This window comes from Pseudoalteromonas sp. US3C1013 (genome assembly GCF_048401115.1).
GTDB classification, from domain to species: Bacteria; Pseudomonadota; Gammaproteobacteria; order Enterobacterales; family Alteromonadaceae; genus Pseudoalteromonas; species Pseudoalteromonas undina.
Map to the genome: position 1 here is coordinate 483,924 of NZ_CP183076.1, position 18,950 is coordinate 502,873.

Annotated in this window: 15 protein-coding genes; 9 read left to right on the top strand and 6 right to left on the bottom strand. The window is 40.3% G+C overall.

What is annotated here, in order from left to right; translation table 11 throughout:
• Positions 1-32 precede the first annotated feature (32 nt).
• The 3 genes from ACNSN2_RS17520 to ACNSN2_RS17530 are packed head-to-tail and all read right to left on the bottom strand — an operon-like array spanning position 33 to position 1,773.
• Positions 33-641 (bottom strand): flavin reductase family protein, encoded by a 609-nt coding sequence (locus ACNSN2_RS17520; RefSeq protein WP_193050235.1) that lies wholly within the window; start codon positions 639-641, stop codon positions 33-35.
• 11 nt (positions 642-652) lie between these two features.
• Positions 653-1,378, bottom strand: coding sequence for an SDR family NAD(P)-dependent oxidoreductase (locus ACNSN2_RS17525; RefSeq protein WP_131692137.1), 726 nt, complete (start codon positions 1,376-1,378; stop codon positions 653-655).
• The gene (locus ACNSN2_RS17530) at positions 1,375-1,773 is read right to left on the bottom strand and encodes a thiol-disulfide oxidoreductase DCC family protein (RefSeq protein WP_055011938.1); all 399 of its coding nucleotides are present in this window, start codon (positions 1,771-1,773) and stop codon (positions 1,375-1,377) included. Before ACNSN2_RS17530 ends, ACNSN2_RS17525 begins: the two co-directional genes overlap by 4 nt.
• A 120-nt stretch (positions 1,774-1,893) precedes the next feature.
• Between ACNSN2_RS17530 and ppc the strand changes: the two genes are divergently transcribed.
• Complete coding sequence (ppc, locus tag ACNSN2_RS17535) at positions 1,894-4,539, top strand: phosphoenolpyruvate carboxylase (protein WP_010389091.1); 2,646 nt, start codon at positions 1,894-1,896, stop codon at positions 4,537-4,539.
• Between the two features lie 122 nt (positions 4,540-4,661).
• Positions 4,662-5,591: a cytidine deaminase gene (gene cdd / locus ACNSN2_RS17540; RefSeq protein WP_418609491.1), complete on the top strand. Its 930-nt coding sequence runs from the start codon at positions 4,662-4,664 to the stop codon at positions 5,589-5,591.
• Here cdd and udp read toward each other — a convergent pair.
• On the bottom strand, positions 5,580-6,335 hold the full coding sequence (udp, locus tag ACNSN2_RS17545; RefSeq protein WP_008112319.1) for a uridine phosphorylase: 756 nt from the start codon (positions 6,333-6,335) through the stop codon (positions 5,580-5,582). The genes cdd and udp overlap by 12 nt on opposite strands.
• A gap of 422 nt (positions 6,336-6,757) precedes the next feature.
• Here udp and ACNSN2_RS17550 point away from each other — a divergent pair, with 422 nt between their 5' ends.
• The 7 genes from ACNSN2_RS17550 to ACNSN2_RS17580 all read left to right on the top strand — a co-directional run bounded on the left by ACNSN2_RS17550 (position 6,758) and on the right by ACNSN2_RS17580 (position 16,754).
• Positions 6,758-7,867, top strand: coding sequence for an arginase family protein (locus tag ACNSN2_RS17550; protein WP_055011940.1), 1,110 nt, complete (start codon positions 6,758-6,760; stop codon positions 7,865-7,867).
• 97 nt (positions 7,868-7,964) lie between these two features.
• Positions 7,965-8,666: a substrate-binding periplasmic protein gene (locus ACNSN2_RS17555; RefSeq protein WP_010389085.1), complete on the top strand. Its 702-nt coding sequence runs from the start codon at positions 7,965-7,967 to the stop codon at positions 8,664-8,666.
• Between the two features lie 111 nt (positions 8,667-8,777).
• Entirely contained in the window at positions 8,778-10,067 is a 1,290-nt protein-coding gene (locus ACNSN2_RS17560) for a hemolysin family protein (RefSeq protein ID WP_138621892.1), read from the top strand.
• Between the two features lie 218 nt (positions 10,068-10,285).
• Positions 10,286-11,449 carry an efflux RND transporter periplasmic adaptor subunit gene (locus ACNSN2_RS17565; RefSeq protein ID WP_109875222.1) on the top strand — a complete coding sequence of 388 codons (1,164 nt, stop codon included), beginning with the start codon at positions 10,286-10,288 and terminating at the stop codon, positions 11,447-11,449.
• Between the two features lie 11 nt (positions 11,450-11,460).
• Positions 11,461-14,592, top strand: coding sequence for an efflux RND transporter permease subunit (locus ACNSN2_RS17570; protein WP_138621894.1), 3,132 nt, complete (start codon positions 11,461-11,463; stop codon positions 14,590-14,592).
• Positions 14,592-16,001 carry an efflux transporter outer membrane subunit gene (locus ACNSN2_RS17575; RefSeq protein ID WP_418609486.1) on the top strand — a complete coding sequence of 470 codons (1,410 nt, stop codon included), beginning with the start codon at positions 14,592-14,594 and terminating at the stop codon, positions 15,999-16,001. Before ACNSN2_RS17570 ends, ACNSN2_RS17575 begins: the two co-directional genes overlap by 1 nt.
• A 129-nt stretch (positions 16,002-16,130) precedes the next feature.
• The gene (locus ACNSN2_RS17580) at positions 16,131-16,754 is read left to right on the top strand and encodes a TetR/AcrR family transcriptional regulator (protein WP_010389073.1); all 624 of its coding nucleotides are present in this window, start codon (positions 16,131-16,133) and stop codon (positions 16,752-16,754) included.
• Between the two features lie 62 nt (positions 16,755-16,816).
• Here ACNSN2_RS17580 and ACNSN2_RS17585 read toward each other — a convergent pair whose 3' ends face one another.
• Together ACNSN2_RS17585 and ACNSN2_RS17590 are read right to left on the bottom strand one after the other, a co-directional pair.
• On the bottom strand, positions 16,817-17,917 hold the full coding sequence (locus ACNSN2_RS17585; protein WP_418609484.1) for a HupE/UreJ family protein: 1,101 nt from the start codon (positions 17,915-17,917) through the stop codon (positions 16,817-16,819).
• Positions 17,914-18,939: a tetratricopeptide repeat protein gene (locus ACNSN2_RS17590; RefSeq protein WP_418609482.1), complete on the bottom strand. Its 1,026-nt coding sequence runs from the start codon at positions 18,937-18,939 to the stop codon at positions 17,914-17,916. The genes ACNSN2_RS17585 and ACNSN2_RS17590 overlap by 4 nt, the downstream gene beginning before the upstream one ends.
• Positions 18,940-18,950 lie beyond the last annotated feature (11 nt).

Here is an 18,950-nt window from a genome sequence, read left to right on the forward strand (position 1 = left end):
GTCACTTATCGAAAGGACTTGATAACCTCGGGCTATTTTTTCGCGTATGGTAAGCGAGTGAGCTTATTTGTCGTGTGGTAACTATCTAATCCGGTTACTGCAACTGTGTCGATAGCTTGTAAGTCTAAAAAGCCATCGCTTTGGAGTGCTGATTCATCTACATACACATCCATTATTTCACCAATAACCAGCTCAGTGCCATTAACAGCTAAATGCTGGTTCTCTACAAATTTTACCGCGTATTTGAGTCGACTTTGTGCAACAAACGGAGCGTTAAACTCATTTAAGTATTCTGTTTTTAACCCCGTAGCATCAAACTCAGACTCATCTTTAGCGTAACGTGCCGAGGTTTGGTGAGCTTGCTGGTAAATGTCACTATTTACTTGATTAATAGTGTAAACGCCTGTTTCTATAATATTTTCAAATGTATGCCTTGGTACGCTGTGCGGGCGCATGATCATGCCAACAAGTGGTGGGTGTGCGCCTAAATGAATAACCGAACTAACGATGGCTAAATTGGTATTACCTTGCTCATCCTGTGTGCCAATTAAGTTAGCACTTTTAAACCCTGACAATGAATTTATAAAATGCGTACGTGTGTGCTTTTCAAGCGCGGCTATGCGGTCTTTGGAAAAATGCATGTGTTAATTCCTTACCATTTTATGGTATTTCCTTGCCAATCTAGGTAGGCAGGTTCGTTGTTAAGTTCTAATTGTGGATTTTCGTAAGTAAATTTAAATAATTGCTGGGCAACAAACTCAGGGGTAAACAGTTTATCTGCAGGAACATTTTTTTGAAATGGCTTAGAAAGCTGTGTATCTGTAGTGCCTGGGTGAAATAAAATCAGTTTAGTATTTTTAGCGCGACGAGCAAGCTCAATGGCGGCTGTTTTAAATAGCATATTAAGTGCTGATTTTGATGCGCGATAGGTATACCAACCACCTAATTTATTGTCGTTAATGCTACCAACACGAGCGCTTAAAGCGGTAATTGTGCAGTGAGTTTTGTGGTTAAGCAGCGGCACTATACTTTGTAAACACAGCAGGGGTACAAGCGAATTAGAGTGCATAAGCTGCATAAAATAATCACTGTTGATTTCTTCAAGCTTTTTTTCTGGCATGTGATGGTCGTTGTGTAATTGACCATTAAATATAATCACTTGAGCTATATCAACTTGCTGAGATTTTAACGACTCGGTTAGCTCGTTTAGGCTTTGCGCTGAATAGTCGCTCTGAAAATAGTTTACGTTTATGTCGCTGTGATTAATGTTCGATGAGCTGACACAAATAATATTAAATTGTGTTGCTTGTTGGTTTAAGTGATTAACGTAAGATTGGGCAATGGCGCTACTAGCGCCAAATAAAATCACTGTTTTCATTTTTCACCTTTGGTTTTGATATTACATTGACCTGAGTTGCACTGTGCATTAGGCATTAAAAAACGGCTAATGTGATGACGGTATTTTGCAAAAAAAGTATAAGCATGATCGGCAAAAAAACGAATGACGGGCAAACGAATAATCTTGAGCCAAGGGTATTTTCCAACAGTACGCCAGGCTTGATAAGTCACGTCTAAGCCGTAAATTATCTGCCCATTATCAGTTTGGGCGTGCAGTATATTCATGGCGTATTGCTTATCGATTGCGGGAAAACGCTCACTAAAGTCATCAGAATTTAAATCTTCTAGTGTAATTTTATGATCAACATCGGCACGTTTTAAATGCTGCATCTCTGCATTGCAAAGGGGGCAATTACCATCGTAAAAAATGATCATGTCATCGCTTTGTGTTTATTTTACATATGCTTTTTTACGACATGCTGTTGCAAATGGATCTATTAAATAAGTAAACATAATGATATTAATAGGCCTCAAAGAAACAAAGGAGAGCTAAAAATGAGTGAACAATATGCCGCCTTGCGAGGTAATGTAAATTTACTTGGGCAATTATTAGGACAAACTATTAAAGATGCTCAAGGACAAGATATTTTAGATAAAGTAGAAGAAATTCGGGCTTTATCAAAATCATCTCGCAGTGGCAATGAAGCTGATCGTAAAGCGCTTATAGATGTACTGCATGCGCTTAGTGATGAAGAGCTTTTACCGGTTGCCCGTTCATTTAATCATTTTTTAAACTTAGCTAATGTTGCTGAGCAGTTTCATACCGTATCACGTTTTAATGATGTTGGTTTTTGCCAACTAAACCCTCTCACTCAAACATTAAAAACGTTAGCAGCAAAGGCCGAACAAGGTCAGCTTAATCATAATCATTTAGCTGAAACCCTCTCAAAACTCCACATAAACTTAGTACTAACAGCACACCCAACCGAGGTGACTCGCCGTACTATTATTAATAAACATGTTGAACTTAGCGATTGTTTAGCATCGCTTGAGCGTACCGACAATCTAGCGCAAGAACGCGAAGCAATCTTAAATCGTATTGCGCAGTTAATTAGTCAAGCATGGCATACTGACGATATTCGTCGTTCACGTCCAAGCCCTGTCGATGAGGCTAAATGGGGCTACGCAGTCATTGAAAACAGTTTGTGGGAAGCGGTGCCCCGTTTTCTACGAGAGTTTAGCCAGCATGTAAAACAGCATTTAAGTTTGGAGTTGCCAGCAGATTACAGCCCGATAGAATTTACTTCTTGGATGGGGGGAGATCGTGATGGTAACCCGTTTGTAACCGCCGAAGTAACCAAGCAAGTGCTCGACCATGGCCGTTGGATGGCACTGGATTTATACCAGCGTGATTTAGAAACGCTCTGTGCTGAACTTTCTATGTCGGATGCCAGCGATGAGCTCATTAAATTGGCTGGGCAAGAGTTTGAACCGTACCGTGCTGTTTTGAAAGATGTTAAAAACCAAGTTGCAGAAACGGTGATGCATTTAAGCGCTAAAATTAAAAATAAGCGCACTGAATCTCAAGATTTAATCACCGATATTAATCAGATTAAGCACCCCATTGAAGTGTGTTATCGTTCTTTATTAAAGTGCAACATGCAAGTAGTGGCCAATGGCTTACTACTGGATATGATCCACCGAGTAAATAGCTTTGGACTGCGTTTGGCAAAACTAGACGTGCGTCAAGATTCGTCGAGACACAGTGATGTATTTTCTGAGCTAACTCGTTACTTAGGTATTGGCGACTACAACCAATGGCAAGAGCAAGATAAGCAGGCTTTTTTACTTGCTGAGCTTAACTCTCGTCGTCCGCTTATTCCTAAGCATTGGCAACCTAGCCCTGAAGTGCAAGAGGTGCTCGACACCTTTGATGTTATTGCGCAGCAAGATGCAAAAACCTTTGGTTTATATATTATTTCTATGGCCCGAACTGCTTCTGATATTTTAGCGGTGCAGTTATTACTTAAAGAGTCAGGCTGCGGTTTTGAACTACCCGTGGCGCCCTTATTTGAGACCTTAGATGACTTAAACGATGGTCATAATGTTATTACTACATTGCTTAATAATGAGTGGTACCGAGGTCATATTAAAAATACTCAAAATGTGATGATTGGTTATTCAGACTCAGCCAAAGATGCGGGTATGATGGCTGCTGGCTGGGCACAATATGAGGCAATGGACAAGTTAGTGCAACTGGCGGATGAACGCGGTATTGAGCTGGTTTTATTTCATGGTCGAGGAGGCACGGTTGGTCGAGGCGGTGCACCTGCTGCACAAGCTTTGCATTCGCAGCCACCGGGTTCACTCAAAGGGGGCCTTAGGGTGACAGAGCAAGGCGAAATGATCCGCTTTAAATTTGGCTTACCCAATGTGGCATTGCAAAGCTTAAACATATACGCGGGTGCGGTGCTGCAAAGTAACTTATTACCACCGCCAGAGCCCAAAGATGAATGGCGCGAAGTCATGGCATTAATTAGTGATGTATCGTGTGAGCACTACCGCAATGTGGTACGCCACGATGAAAACTTTGTACCTTACTTCAGAATGGCAACACCAGAATTGGAGCTATCTAAATTGCCATTAGGTTCAAGGCCAGCTAAACGTAATCCTAATGGTGGGGTAGAGAGCTTACGCGCTATTCCGTGGATATTTGCGTGGAGTCAAAATCGTTTAATGTTACCTGCATGGTTAGGCGCATTAAGCGGACTTAAAGCAGCGCTTGAAAAATATGGGATTGAAACCCTAAGCGAAATGAGTTTGCAATGGCCTTTCTTTCGAGCTCGTTTAGAAATGCTAGAAATGGTATTTAGTAAAGCGGATAGCTGGTTAAGTGAGCACTACGATAATGCGCTGGTGGAAGATATGTATAAACCTTTAGGTGTTGCCTTACGTGAGGAATTAGCAGAGGCGATAACCTTAGTGCAATCATTGAGCCCACAAAAAAGTCTATTAGCCGATCAACCTTGGATCAAAGAATCTATTGGGCTTAGAAATCCATACACTGATCCCCTTAACGTGTTACAAGTTGAGCTATTACGTCGCTCTCGTGGCGATGATAAAGGTAATGAAAGCGATATAGATAATGCCTTAATGATCACCATGACGGGGATTGCAGCGGGTATGCGAAATACAGGTTAATCCAAAATTAGATTAGTTTTAAAGGGAACACGCGACGTGTTCCCTTTTTTTACGCTAAATAGGCTGGTATTTCGTTTGCCAACCTTTTACACTACTTGGCCATTGAACAAATAAAAACTATTATGGCTTCAGCAACTTTTAAAGTGCAACATAATACAGCACTTAGCAATTCACACATCTCATTAAACGTAGCGCAAACCCAAGCATTACGTAGTCAATTAAAAACTCAACGCGGTATTTTACATTCAAGCGATATTAAAGCGCTTTGTACTGAACTTAATGTCAGCGAAGATACTTTATTGCAAGGCTTGGTGCCTATGGCTTCTGAATTTTCAGTTGCACCTATTTCCAAGTTTCATGTCGGCGCAATTGTTAAAGGGCTTAATTCACAAGGAAATACCACTTTTTACTTTGGTGCCAATGCTGAGTTTGATCATCAAGCACTTAGTTTAGTGGTGCATGGTGAGCAATCAGCAATTAATAATGCGTGGTTAAATGGCGCTAAGAGAGTGCTGAAAATAGCCATTAGTGATGCACCATGTGGGTATTGCCGTCAGTTTATGAATGAATTGGCTGATGCAAAAGAGCTTGATATTTTACTGCCAGCACAAAACTTTAAATTAGCAGAGCTATTACCGCATTCATTTGGACCAACCGATTTAGGCAATGAGCACAGCTTATTTAACCCAGCAGAGCAAACTAAGTGCTTTAAAGAGACAGACCTTGATGAAAAGCTGATGAGTTATGCTTTAGCGGCTTATGTTCCATACAGTCAAAATTACAGTGCGGTAAAAATAAGCACATTCGAAAATGGTGACTTTTATGGCAGCTATGCTGAAAATGCAGCATACAGCCCGAGCTTATCGCCATTGCAAAGCGCGGTGAGTCAATTGTTTGTAGCAGGATTAAGTTTTGATAAGCAAACAGTAAAATCAATTACTTTATTAGAAACTGCTGGTCATGAAAACCAATCAGGGGTAGCAAAAGCAGTGTTAGCAAGCTTTGATAGCTTACCAACACTTGAGGTTATTAGCGCAACATTAGCCAAGTAACACTTTAGCGGCTTCAAGCACCACGGCAACAGACTTTTTCTCAATCTCGCCGTGGTCCACGTTTGGAATTTCTTGACGTGTTCTATTTACTAATACACCTGCAACACAAGCGGCTTGTAAGCCAAGTGCGGCACACATGGTAAATAAAGTAGCCGATTCCATTTCATAGTTCATTACACCCAATTTCTGCCATTCTTCACAGCTACCTTGTAATGACTTAGGTACGTAGCCAGAATGCGTATCATAACGCTCTTGACCTGGGTAGAAGGTGTCGCTCGAAGCGGTTATACCAATATGGAAATCGATATTAAGGTTTTCACAGGCTTTTACCATAGCTTGAGTAGCAAAAAAATCAGATACGGCAGGATAGCACAGCGGTGCAAAGTGCTGACTCGCGCCATCTAATCGTACTGAAGCTTGGCTAATTAAAATATCGCCTTCGTTAATATGCGGTTGAATTGCACCTGTTGTACCAATGCGAAGAAAGCTACGTACGCCTAGTTGTGCCAGTTCTTCAACGGCAATTGACGTTGAAGGGCCGCCAATACCGGTTGAGCATACCACTACAGAGTGACCGTTTAATTGGCCTAAATAAATGTGAAACTCACGCGTTTGAGCAAGGCAGGTTGGATTATCTAAGAACTGTGAAATACGTGCTGCACGATCTGGATCGCCTGGAACAATTGCCAGTTTTGCACCTTTTAAATCATCAATACACAGTCCTAAGTGAAATACCTTTTCCATAACTAAGCCTTTTTAATAAGAATTGTTGTCAATTTACCATGATTACGAGAAACATAAGTGAAGTACAGGACGGATGTCCGTATTGACTTAATTTGATTTATTCACCAACTCTGAATATTCAATCAATGGCAAAAATTACTAGAAAAATGAGCCAGTTGACTTGTTTGTTCAGACACTATATTCATACCTCATAGCAAACCAATAGCTAGGCTAAAGAGTCGGTAGCTATAATTTAAATTGTTTATATTCAATTGGTTAGTAAGTGGGTTTGGTTTTTATTTACCACTAACCTAAGAGAGCAAAACAAAGCGCCTTGTGATTTTTAGCATGCTATGCAAATTATCTAAAATTAATTCAGCGTGCGATGTTTTGCATAACTACTCAATAATAGACAAGATATTCAGATTGAAAAAGGGTTTACAATGAGCACACAATTTCAAGCATTTAAAGATAAAGTTGAACACTGTTTATGTGCACCTGGCGACGGTGTTTTTACGGTCAATACGGCTAAAGAACGCAAAGCAGCGCTTAGAAATAAATTATATGGGCAAACTGAAAATGTCGATGTTTTATGGCGTGACTCACTTAACGAGCTACCTAATTCACCACATAAAGCAGTAATGCTAGGCATTAGCTCTGATTGCGGTGGTGGGATTTTACGTGGCGCTAACTGGGGGCCTTTATTTTTACGCTCAGCATTGATTGATCAACAAACACAGTGTCGTTCGTTTGATTTAGGTGATGTACGTGTAATACCGCATTTATTACACGATAAGTATTTAAATGAGGCCACTATCACTAATTGCCAAAAGGCCCTATACGGAAATGACAATAACGATCATTATGTAAGCCCATTGTCTATTACTGAAGATGTGTGTGATAGCTTTTATGCGACATTCCAAGACAAAGGTATTTTTGGTATTGGCGGCGACCACTCAATTAGCTACCCGTTAACAAAAGCGTATTTAAAAGCCAAACGCGAGCAAGGTAAACGTACGGCAATTATTCATTTCGATGCTCACACCGACTTACTCGTAGAGCGTTTGGGCATCGACTTATGTTTTGGCTCTTGGTGCACACATATTTTAGAATTCTTACCAGCGCCGCATCATTTAATTCAATTTGGTATTCGCTCAAGTGGCAAGCCTAAATCACATTGGGAAAGTACTTTTGGCGTAAAACAACATTGGGCTGCTGAAATTATAGAGCGTGGCGCAGCTGCGGTTGCGGCTGATGCTATTGCGCAATTAAAAGCAGACAAGGTCGATGAAGTGTATGTAAGCTTTGATATTGATGCCCTCGATGCCGAGTTTGCATCAGCAACAGGTACACCCGAAGAAAATGGCTTAACGCCACAACACGCACTTGATATTTTGTCAGCGATTGCTGATGAATTCCCTATAACGGGAGCTGATATGATGGAGATAGCTCCGTTTACTGACAGCTCTTTAGTGGGTCAATCAAGCTCTGAGACGACACTGAGAGAAGGCGCTAAAATCTCAGCGTTTTTAATTAACGCAATGAACCGCTAATTTCAAAAGCTAAAAATTGGCTATTTGCAAATAACCCGCTATATTTAATTGGCTTTTATTGAAAAGTGACGTCTTAAATTTAATAGAGCGGGTTATTGTGATTAAGTGGTGTTTTGTATTATTACTCATTGTAAGCCAACACTGCGCAGCTAAACTCACTGTTGTAACAGAGAATTTTGCACCTGCGCAGTATCTTGATGCGAACAACAATTTAGTCGGTGATGCTGCCGATATAGTACGATTAGTGCTTGATAATGCTGGGATTGATTATTCAATTTCAGTAAACGATTGGAGCATGACTTATAATATTGCATTAAGAGATCCTCAAACCTGTATCTTCTCTATTTCTCGCTCACCTGAGCGTGAGAGTAGCTTTGTTTGGTTTGCTAAATTAGCTCAATTTGATACTAACTTCTACTCACTTAAGAGCAAAGGCATTGTGCTAACAAGCCTTGATCAGGCGAAGCAATATAGAATTGCAGTATTAAAAGATAATTACAGCCACCACTATTTACTCTCCCAAGGCTTTAAAGAAAACGAAAATTTAATGCTTTTTAATAGCTTTGATAATATTTTTAAAATAATTAGAGCGCGAAGTTCCAGCATTGATTTGGTTGTAATACCTGCACAGAGAATAAATCATGAACAGTCCCACTTATTAAATGAACTACAGCTCGAGCCATTAATGCCCATCAACGTCAGCCAAGCTCCCTTATATTTTGCGTGTAACAAAAACCTACCTAATAAATTAAAGCAGCAACTTAGCACGGCCTTTGCTTTGTATGAATCGCAACTATAAATATTAAAATATTAAGAAAATAATATTATATAAATATCAATTGCCCTGTTTATAAAAGCGGCTATAATCCAGCTGCTTTTGCTAATAAAAGCGATTATTTTGGAGTTATAAATGGGTGATTTAATCGGGATTGCATTATTAATCTTGATGAGTGCGTTATTTGCGATGTCAGAAATTTCGATTGCCGCTTCACGCAAAATAAAGTTAAGAGTCATGGCCGACGAAGGAAATGTGCAAGCGCTGGCGGTTTTAAAGCTGCAAGAGCAGCCCGGTGCTTTTTTTGCCATGATCCAAATTACGCTCAATGCGATTGCCATATTAGGTGGGATTGTTGGTGAGCAGGCATTATCGCCTTACGTGCAAGAAATACTGCAATTATTTTATCAGGGGCCGTTACTTGGTCAAATTAGCTTTTTACTGTCGTTTTTAATTATTACCTCATTATTTATATTATTTGCTGATTTGCTCCCAAAGCGATTAGCAATGATTTTACCTGAAGCTGTTGCTGTGCGTGTAGTTACAATTATGCGATGGGTGACTTTCGCGCTAACACCATTGGTATTATTTTTTAACGGCTTAACCAACATCGTATTGCGGGTGTTTAAAGTACCCAGTGAGCGTGAGGATATTGTTACTACTGAAGATATTGTTGCCATGATGGATGCTGGTGCTGAGTATGGCAGCCTTCAACAGCAGGAATATGACTTAATTGGTAATGTATTTGATTTAGAAGCGCGCTTTTTATCAAGCGTGATGTCGCCACGAGAGCAAATAGTTTACTTTGATATTGATGAGTCGAGTGAAGATATAGCCAATAAAATTATAGAGCATCCACATAATCACTTTTTAGTGTGTAAAGGCAACCTTGATAAGTTAATTGGCTCGGTTGAGTCAAAAGATATTTTACGCCAAGTGCTTAAAGGTGAGGCGGCAAACATTAATGCGGATATGCTAGATAAAGATATTTTTTACTTACCAGAAACACTGAGCTTATCTGAATCGCTAAATGCGTTTAAAACTGCGGTTCACCCTTTTGCTGTAGTGGTCAATGAATATGCGCTAGTGGTTGGAATCGTCACAGTTAAAGATTTAATGAAAGGCTTTATGGGTGATTTAATCACGCATCAAAGTGAGGAGCTAATCATTGAGCGTGATGCTAACTCTTGGTTGGTCGATGGTTTAACACCTATTGTTGAATTAGCTAAGGTATTAGAAATTGATGAGTTTCCTGATCAAAACCATTATGAAACGGTCGCTGGGTATTTAATTTACACCATGAAGCATATTCCTAAACGTGCAGAATTTATTGTATTTTCAGGCTTTAAATTTGAAGTAGTGGATGTAGAAGGCATTCGTATTGAGCAGTTACTCGTCTCTAGAATAAATCCTGAGAGCGAGTAACAGTCGCTAAAATTATATAATTGATTAACGGCAGTCAATGTATTTGCATTGGCTGCCTTTTTTATGGAGGTCACTGATATAGTTTAACTATTGTTTGAGTTAATTTTGTGACAACTATAATCAATTGTAAAAATGTGTAAATGTTGTCCATTAGCTATTTTTAATTGTTGTACTATAGTTTAGAATGATCGTTCATTCTAAACTAAAAGGTATTTAACATGCAGCGTTCCCGCATCGCTTTTTTTGTATTTTCAGCCCTCGTTGGTTCTGTTGCTTTAAGTGGATGTGATCAGGTAGCTGAGCAACCTAAGGCTTCTGCTCCTGCAGCAACACCCGTTGGTGTTGTCACATTAAACAGCCAAGCAATTACACTTAAAAAAGAATTACCTGGTCGTGTAAGTGCGTTTCAAATTGCTGAAATTCGTCCTCAGGTAAGTGGAATTGTGCAATCACGCTTATTTGAAGAGGGGACTCAGGTTGAGAAAGGCCAAGCACTTTACCAAATTAATCCCGATATTTTTGAAGCCGAATTAGCAGCCAGCAAAGCGGCGGTTGCTCGCGCTGAAGCCAGTATAGCCAGTAGTAAATCTAAAGCGTCGCGTTATAAAGAATTATTAGCAATTAAAGCTGTAAGCCAGCAAGATTTTGACGAAGCCGATGCAGCTTCTAAGCAAGCCTCTGCAGAATTATTAACGGCACAAGCGCAATTAAAAAGCGCGCAAATCAACCTTGATTATAGCCATGTTTCTTCGCCAATTAGCGGCCAAATCAGTAAATCAAGCGTTACTGTAGGCGCATTAGTTAGCGCAGGTCAAACAAGTGCGCTGGCAACAGTTACACAGCTTGATCCTATTTATGTAGATTTAACGCAATCAAGTAATGAGTTAACTAAACTCAAAAGAGCGCTGGCATCAGGTGCTTTAGGTGTCGACTCTACAACACAAACCGATGTAGAACTAATAATGGAAGATGGCTCAGTATATCCTCATAAAGGTACATTACAGTTCTCTGAAGTGACGGTTGATCCAAGTACTGGGTCAGTGACTTTACGTGCTAAATTTCCAAACCCTGAAAAGCTATTACTACCAGGTATGTATGTGCGTGCTGAGGTGGTTGAAGGTGTTAAGTCAGATGCAATATTAGCTCCTCAACGTGGTGTGAGCCGTAATACCAAAGGTGAACCTACAGCTATGGTTGTTAGCAAAAACAACACCGTTGAAAGCCGTGTATTAAAAGTAGAGCGTACTTTAGGCGCTAATTGGTTGGTGAGCGAAGGCTTAGCCGATGGCGACCAATTGATTGTGGAAGGGCTACAAAAGATTCGCCCAGGAGCACCAGTTACGGCAACCGCTGCTCAGTCTTCTGCAAATAACAGCCAATAACGGAGAGTTTTATGTCACGATTTTTTATCGATAGGCCTATTTTTGCTTGGGTATTGGCAATTGTTGTTATGCTTGCGGGTATTATTGCCGTTAAAAGCCTACCCGTTGCCCAATATCCGTCTATTGCGCCACCAGCGATTACCATTACGGCTAACTACCCTGGTGCATCTGCACGTACCTTAGAAGACTCGGTGACTCAGGTTATTGAGCAAAAAATGAAAGGCTTAGATGGCTTGTTATATATGTCATCAACCTCACAGTCGAGCGGGTCAGCAACACTGACGCTAACATTTGATGCCGAGACCGATCCAGACATTGCCCAAGTTCAAGTGCAAAATAAATTAGCGACCGCTACGCCATTATTGCCAGAAGAAGTACAGCGCCAAGGTGTGGTAGTGGCCAAATCATCATCAAGCTTTTTACTGGTTGTTGGTTTTGTGTCGCAAGATGGCAGTATGACTAATATTGATATTGGAGACTATGTATCGTCGAACGTGCAAGACATTGTGTCGCGTGTAGACGGTGTGGGTGAAGTGGAGTTATTTGGCTCTCAATATGCAATGCGTATTTGGCTCGATCCGGCTAAATTACAAAACTATAAGCTAACCCCAAGCGATGTATCAGCAGCAATTAAAGCACAAAATGCACAGGTGTCAGCAGGTCAACTCGGTGGTATGCCGTCACTTGCTGGGCAGCAGCTTAATGCGACTGTAACTGCACAAAGTCGATTACAAACACCAGAGCAATTTAGAGATATTTTAGTAAAAACCAACAGCGATGGCTCGGCTGTTCGCCTGCAAGATGTTGCCGAAGTTGAACTGGGCGGTGAAAGCTACGGTGTGGTTGCTCGTTTTAATGGTAAACCAGCATCGGGACTCGGTGTAAAGTTAGCCAGTGGCGCTAATGCACTTGATACCGCGCAAGGAGTAAAGGATGCACTTGAAGAGCTTAAGCCTTTCTTCCCACAAGGGCTTGAAGCGGTTGTGCCTTATGACACGACTCCCTTTGTTGCACTTTCAATTGAAAAAGTAGTACATACTTTAATAGAAGCCGTAGTACTAGTGTTTGTTGTTATGTACTTATTTTTACAAAACTTTAGAGCAACTATTATCCCTACTATAGCCGTTCCTGTGGTACTGCTAGGTACGTTTGGCGTTCTATTTACCTTTGGGTATTCAATTAATACGCTCACTATGTTTGCGATGGTATTGGCCATAGGTTTGCTGGTAGATGATGCGATAGTGGTAGTTGAAAACGTAGAACGTTTAATGACTGAAGAAAAACTCTCTGCAGTCGAAGCAACTCGAAAGTCTATGGATGAAATTAAGGGCGCGCTTGTGGGTATTGCCATGGTGCTGTCGGCGGTATTTATCCCTATGGCATTTTTCAGTGGCTCTACAGGGGTTATTTACCGTCAATTCTCTATAACGCTGGTAACAGCAATGGGGTTATCGGTATTAGTGGCGCTTATTTTAACACCTGCACTGTGTGCTACGTTATTAAAACCGAGTCATGTGCATACTGATGGTAGCTTTATAGGTCGTTTCTTCTCAGGCTTCAACCGTGGTTTTGATAAAACTAATAGAGGTGCACAAGGCTTTGTTGGGCGAATGATCAAGCACTCTAAACGTTATTTGCTTAGTTATGTTTTGATTGTCGGTGGTATGGTCACTATTTTTTCAAGCTTACCTACTGCTTTTTTACCGGACGAAGACCAAGGTATTTTGTTTAGCCAAGTAATGCTGCCAGCAGGTTCTACTACAGAGCAAACGCTTGAAGTGGTTAAAAAAGTAGAAAACCATTATTTAGAAGAACAATCTGAAGCTGTTGCCTCAATTTTCACGGTTACCGGTTTTAGTTTTGCAGGCTCAGGACAAAACTCAGCCATTGGTTTTGTGAGCTTAAAGCACTGGGATGAGCGCCAACGTGACGACTTATCAGTGGGAGCGGTTGCAGGAAAAGGCATGGGCTATTTTTCAACGATAAAAGAGGCGCTTGTGTTTGCATTCCCACCTCCGGCAATTATTGAACTTGGCACTGCCAACGGCTTTAATATGTTTTTACAAGACCGGGTTGGTTTAGGTCATGACGAGCTATTAAAGGCGCGTAATCAGTTATTGGGTATGGCTAGTCAAAGTCCAATACTGGCAGGTGTTCGTCCTAATGGCCAAGAAGATATGCCTGAATTACAACTGGATATTGATCTTGCAAAAGCAGAAGCCCTTGGTGTATCACAAGGTGATATTAACAGTACGCTTTCTACTGCTTGGGGTAGTAGTTATGTGAACGATTTTATCGACCGTGGCCGTGTTAAAAAGGTATATCTGCAAAGTAAGGCCGATGCGCGCATGGTGCCTGAGGATCTCAATAAATGGTATGTGCGAAATAAAAGCGGCGACATGGTGCCATTCTCAGCGTTTGCTAGTTCATATTGGTCATATGGCTCGCCTCGTTTAGAGCGCTATAACGGCTTTTCAGCTATGGAAATTCAAGGTAGTGCTGCGCCTGGTTACAGTACAGGTGAGGCTATGGATGAAATGGAGCGCTTAGTTAAGCAGTTACCTAATGGTATTTCCTCTGAATGGACTGGTATTTCATTCCAAGAACGTTCAAGTGGTGGTCAAGCGCCGCTTCTTTATGGTCTTTCACTATTATTTGTATTTTTGTGTTTAGCTGCACTTTATGAAAGTTGGTCTATCCCATTTGCAGTAATGATGATTGTACCTCTGGGTATATTGGGGGCTGTTATGGCTGCTTTCTTAGGTAACTTATCAAATGATATTTACCTTCAAGTTGGCTTATTAACCACCATAGGGCTTGCCTCTAAAAATGCGATATTAATTGTTGAATTTGCCACCCATAAAATGGATGAAGGCTTAAGTTTGGTAGATTCAGCCATTGCAGCTGTACGACTTCGTTTACGTCCTATTTTAATGACCTCAATGGCATTTATCTGTGGTGTTTTACCGCTTGCAATAGCCTCGAGTGCAGGCTCTGGTGCTCAAAACGCCTTAGGTATTTCAATTATAGGCGGAACACTTGCTGCTTCATCACTGGTGGTAATTTTTGTACCGTTGTTTTTTGTTTTAGTACGTAGACTGTTTTCAGGTAAAGCTAAAACCACCTCGCAGGAGGAAGTTTAATGAGTGTAAGAACAATTAGTTTTAGTGCTTTAACTTTAGCCATTTTATCTGGATGTCAGTTAGCTCCTCAGCAAGAAACACTTATTTTACCTGTCCCTGATGCGTATGCATCAGAGGCAGGCAAAGGACAAGTTTCGTCACTAAAATGGCAGCAGTTTTTTAATGATGAAAAGCTCAAAGCACTGATATCATTAAGCCTCGAGCACAATAAAGACCTGCAAATAGCAGCACTTAATGTGCAACGAGTGCGTGGTTTATATCAGATCGAAGATTCAGCGCTATATCCTTCGCTTGATTTCAATGCATCAGGCAGTCGTCAGCGCTTGCCAGCTGATTTATCAGCAAGTGATCAGCCTCAAATTAGCTCCCAATACAGTGCAACTGTGGGCATGACTGCTTATGAATTAGATTTATGGGGCAAAGTGCGTAATCAATCTGAGCAAGCATTACAAACGCTTTACTCTACGCAGCTTAGTGAATATAGCATGCAGGTATCGTTAATTTCTGAGCTGGCAAATGCGTGGCTTAATTATGCGACCGATCAGCAATTACTTGCTTTAGCTCAAGAGACATTGTCATCGCAGCAAGCGTCTTTATCTTTAACGCAAAAAAGTGTTGATTTAGGTGCGGCCTCTGAAATTACCCTAGAGCAATTAAAAAGTACCGTAGCTACTGCAAAGGTTGATATTGCAAAGTATAAGCGTTTATTAAAACGTGATAAAAATGCGCTTGATTTATTAGTAGGTAATCCGGTGGGGCAGGACTTACTACCGACTAAAGAGTTGAACTCATTACTTGATTTACCCGCTGTTCCTGTCGGCCTTCCGTCTGATTTACTAACACAGCGTCCTGATATAAAAGCGGCCGAGCACCAATTATTTGCTGCAAATGCCAATATAGGGATTGCTCGTGCAGCGTTTTACCCAAGTATTAGTTTAACAGCCAATGCAGGAACAGCATCACGTGATTTAAGTAATTTATTTGATGCAGGGTCAGGTACGTGGAGTTTTATGCCGTCGGTAAATTTGCCTATTTTTAATATGGGACGTAACCAAGCTAATTTAGATGTCGCTAATGCAGAGCAACAAGTTGCTGTAGCAACGTATCAGCAAAAAATTCAGCAAGCGTTTCGTGAAGTTGCAGACGTGCTTGCTGATAGAGAAGGTTACAACGCGCAATTAAGTGCACTTGAACAGCTACTACAAAGCCGAAAAATAACCTATGACTTGTCACAGGCGCGATACGATAAAGGGGTCGATAGCTTTTTACAAGTGCTTGATGCTCAGCGAACTTGGTATAGCGCAAAGCAACAACTGATCACCGGTCAACAAGCTTTGCTTGCAAGTCAAATTAATTTGTACAAAGCCGTTGGTGGTGGATGGGAAGTAACTACCGTTCAAAGTAATTAGCATGCATTAAACCGGTGAGTTATGGCTGGTTTATCTGTAGTAAAGTGATACCGTTTAACGTTTACCTCTTTATTATCAAGGGTAAACGTTAGACGTTTCGAGTCTAGTGACTCGATAATGGAGTTTCGAATGAATTCTAAAAATAAAAAACACCTTGATCCGGTGCAAGCACAAGCGCGTCGTGAACAGGTATTAACAGCGGCTGCTGATTGCTTTCATCGCAAAGGTTATCATGGCGCAGGTATGGCTGAAATAGCAAGAACAGCAGGTATGAGCGCAGGCCATATTTATAACTATTTTGATAGTAAAGAAGCAATAATCGAAAGTATTATTGAAAAAGATATGGAAGAAATGTTCTCCATATTTCAAGAGTTTGAAGATCAACCTGGTGATATTTTAACTGTGTTACTCGACGGCTTACATCATGGTGTACAGCGTCATATGGACACTGGGGCCTGCGTTATTGACCTAGATATGATGGCAGAGGCGAGTAGAAACAAAAAAGTTGCTTTACTACTACGCGAGGCTGACACGCAAGCACGTAACAGAATGCGGGATTTATTAGTGAGTGAAAGCAGTTTAATAAAATCACACTCAGAGCAAGAATTAGAGAGCCGTATTAATGTGATTTTTTCAGTGATGGCAGGATTGTTATTACGAAAAATGCTGTTTCCTGAGTTAACAGAAGAAACCGTGCTTATCGCACTACGTCCAGCAATGAAAACATTACTTATGCCATTTGATAAAAATTAGAATAAGAATGAGCAGAGGAAAATTAGGCTAACCTTTTTGTGGGTTAGCCTAAATGTTATTCATTAATAACGCTCTATTGACCATTGCAGAGCGATTAGAGCAACCAAGATTGAAGCTGAAGGCATTAACCACTTTTGATACCAATTATAGTTTCTTAGGTAAATAAGTATTGGTAAACTGAGACACAAAATACTCAGTTGACCCAATTCAACACCGAGGTTAAAAGCAATAATACTTAGCAGCTGGTAGTCTTCTGACAAGCCTAGTTCACCGAGGACACTTGCAAATCCCATCCCATGAAGTAATCCAAAACCAAAAGTAAGCCAGCCTAAACGTATTACGACGGGCCAAACATTATTAAGTGCTGCAAACAATACTGACACTGCAATTCCTAATTCTACCCAGCGACTATTTGGGGAGACAAGGTTCATTGCGGTAGCTGTAAGCGTAATAGAGTGTGCCAGTGTGAACGCGGTGACTATCCATGCAGTGTGTTTTATGATTTTTATTTTAGAGCTACTTCTTTGCCATGTTTTATCTCGTCTTACCAACACGCAAGTAAGTAACAATACAATTAAAAATAAAATATGGTCTATACCAATCCAAATATGTAACACGCCTTGGTAAACATATTGATTGAAGGTTTCTACGTAGCTTGTTTGTTCAAAATTAAATGCTTGTTTTTGGTTATGATAGTCAAATACACGCGACACACCGTTGATGTTAACGATAGATTTATGGCTAGCATCGCGGTTAAAAAAAGCTGAGTATGTAAGTAAGGTTGTAGTGTTATTATCGCAATAAAAGCGAATAGGAATTTGCAAATAAGGTTGATTAAAGTGAGTATCGAGCTTAAACGGGCCTTCATTATTTAAAAGGCAGGCTTTTAAGTCTTGGGTAAAACTTATGTTTTGTTCAACAAATTGAGTAAGTGAGCTACGTTTTGCTTTTATTTCGGCCCATGTAATTTGCCCATCGTTGTTTAAATCAAGTGCTACTGCATGTTCCAAGTCAGCGATACTGATTTGCCAGTGACCAATATATTGCGTTTTATCTATATTGTTATTTAACACGATATAACTGGTACTTAACTGGTGTGCAAAGCCATTGTTTGTAAAAGCGAACAAACATAAAGCGAAAAAACATAGATAAGTTGATCTCATAGCTTACCTCGTGGCATTGTTTGTGCATCTTTAAGTAACTGCTGATCCATACTCATCTTTGCTTGTTGCCAATTAATGTTTGCCCAGTACAATGCTTTGTCGGTGTTTGGCTGAATATTAATGTAATATTTAGCTAGTTCACTGGCGTGGAAAGTATCTTGGCGAATTTCGCGTAAAGAGACTCTTTCAGCCATCATTTTTTGCCATTTTTGCCCGTGTGTTTTTAGATCTTTTTCTGCAATAGCTAGCCTAAGCAACAGCGCATCCTCTAAATTAGTATTATCGTCAACCAATGTGCTTAGGCTGTTAATAATATGCTCAGAGTTATTAAGTCTAAGCTGAATATCAGCCCATAAAACAACAAGGCTCACAGGCATATTCGATAATTTTATATGATTAATATGAGAGAGTGCTTTTTTATAGTGACCCATTCGGTAACTCATTTCACTTAACACATGCTTGGTTGCAAGATTTGTTTCTTTGTTATCAACTATTTTTAATAGCGATTGATAGCTTTGTTGAACATTTTTGTGTTGGCTTTGTATATCAAGCACACAGGTACTTGCAGTGAGGGTACTTACTAAACCAATTAAAGATATACAGTGTTTTGTTGCTGCTTCAAAACGCCCTTGCGTCATAAAAATATTTGCTAGTAATAAATGGCTATTAACATGGTTAGGATCGTCATCTATTGCCTCTTTTGCAATATTTATGGCTTGCTCGAATAAATGTTCTTTTTGTAATATACGTGCATACAGATAGCTTACTTCTGAAGTGGGGTTTTCCTGATATAGCTTTACCAAATGTGTTTTAAGGGCCCCTTGTAACCGCTCAGATTGGCCTGAGAATTGACTGTTGTCGAGTAAGTTCTTTATCTCTTCAACAGAAAGAGATGCTTTTAATTTAATGTTACTAGTTGCAATAACTGCATCATCCTTTGGTACAAAAGGTGCGCCTTGTAGAGTGAGCGGCATTAAAAAGACAGCGATAAAAGTGAATGGCAAATATAAAGGTAAGTGCATTATTTTCTCCT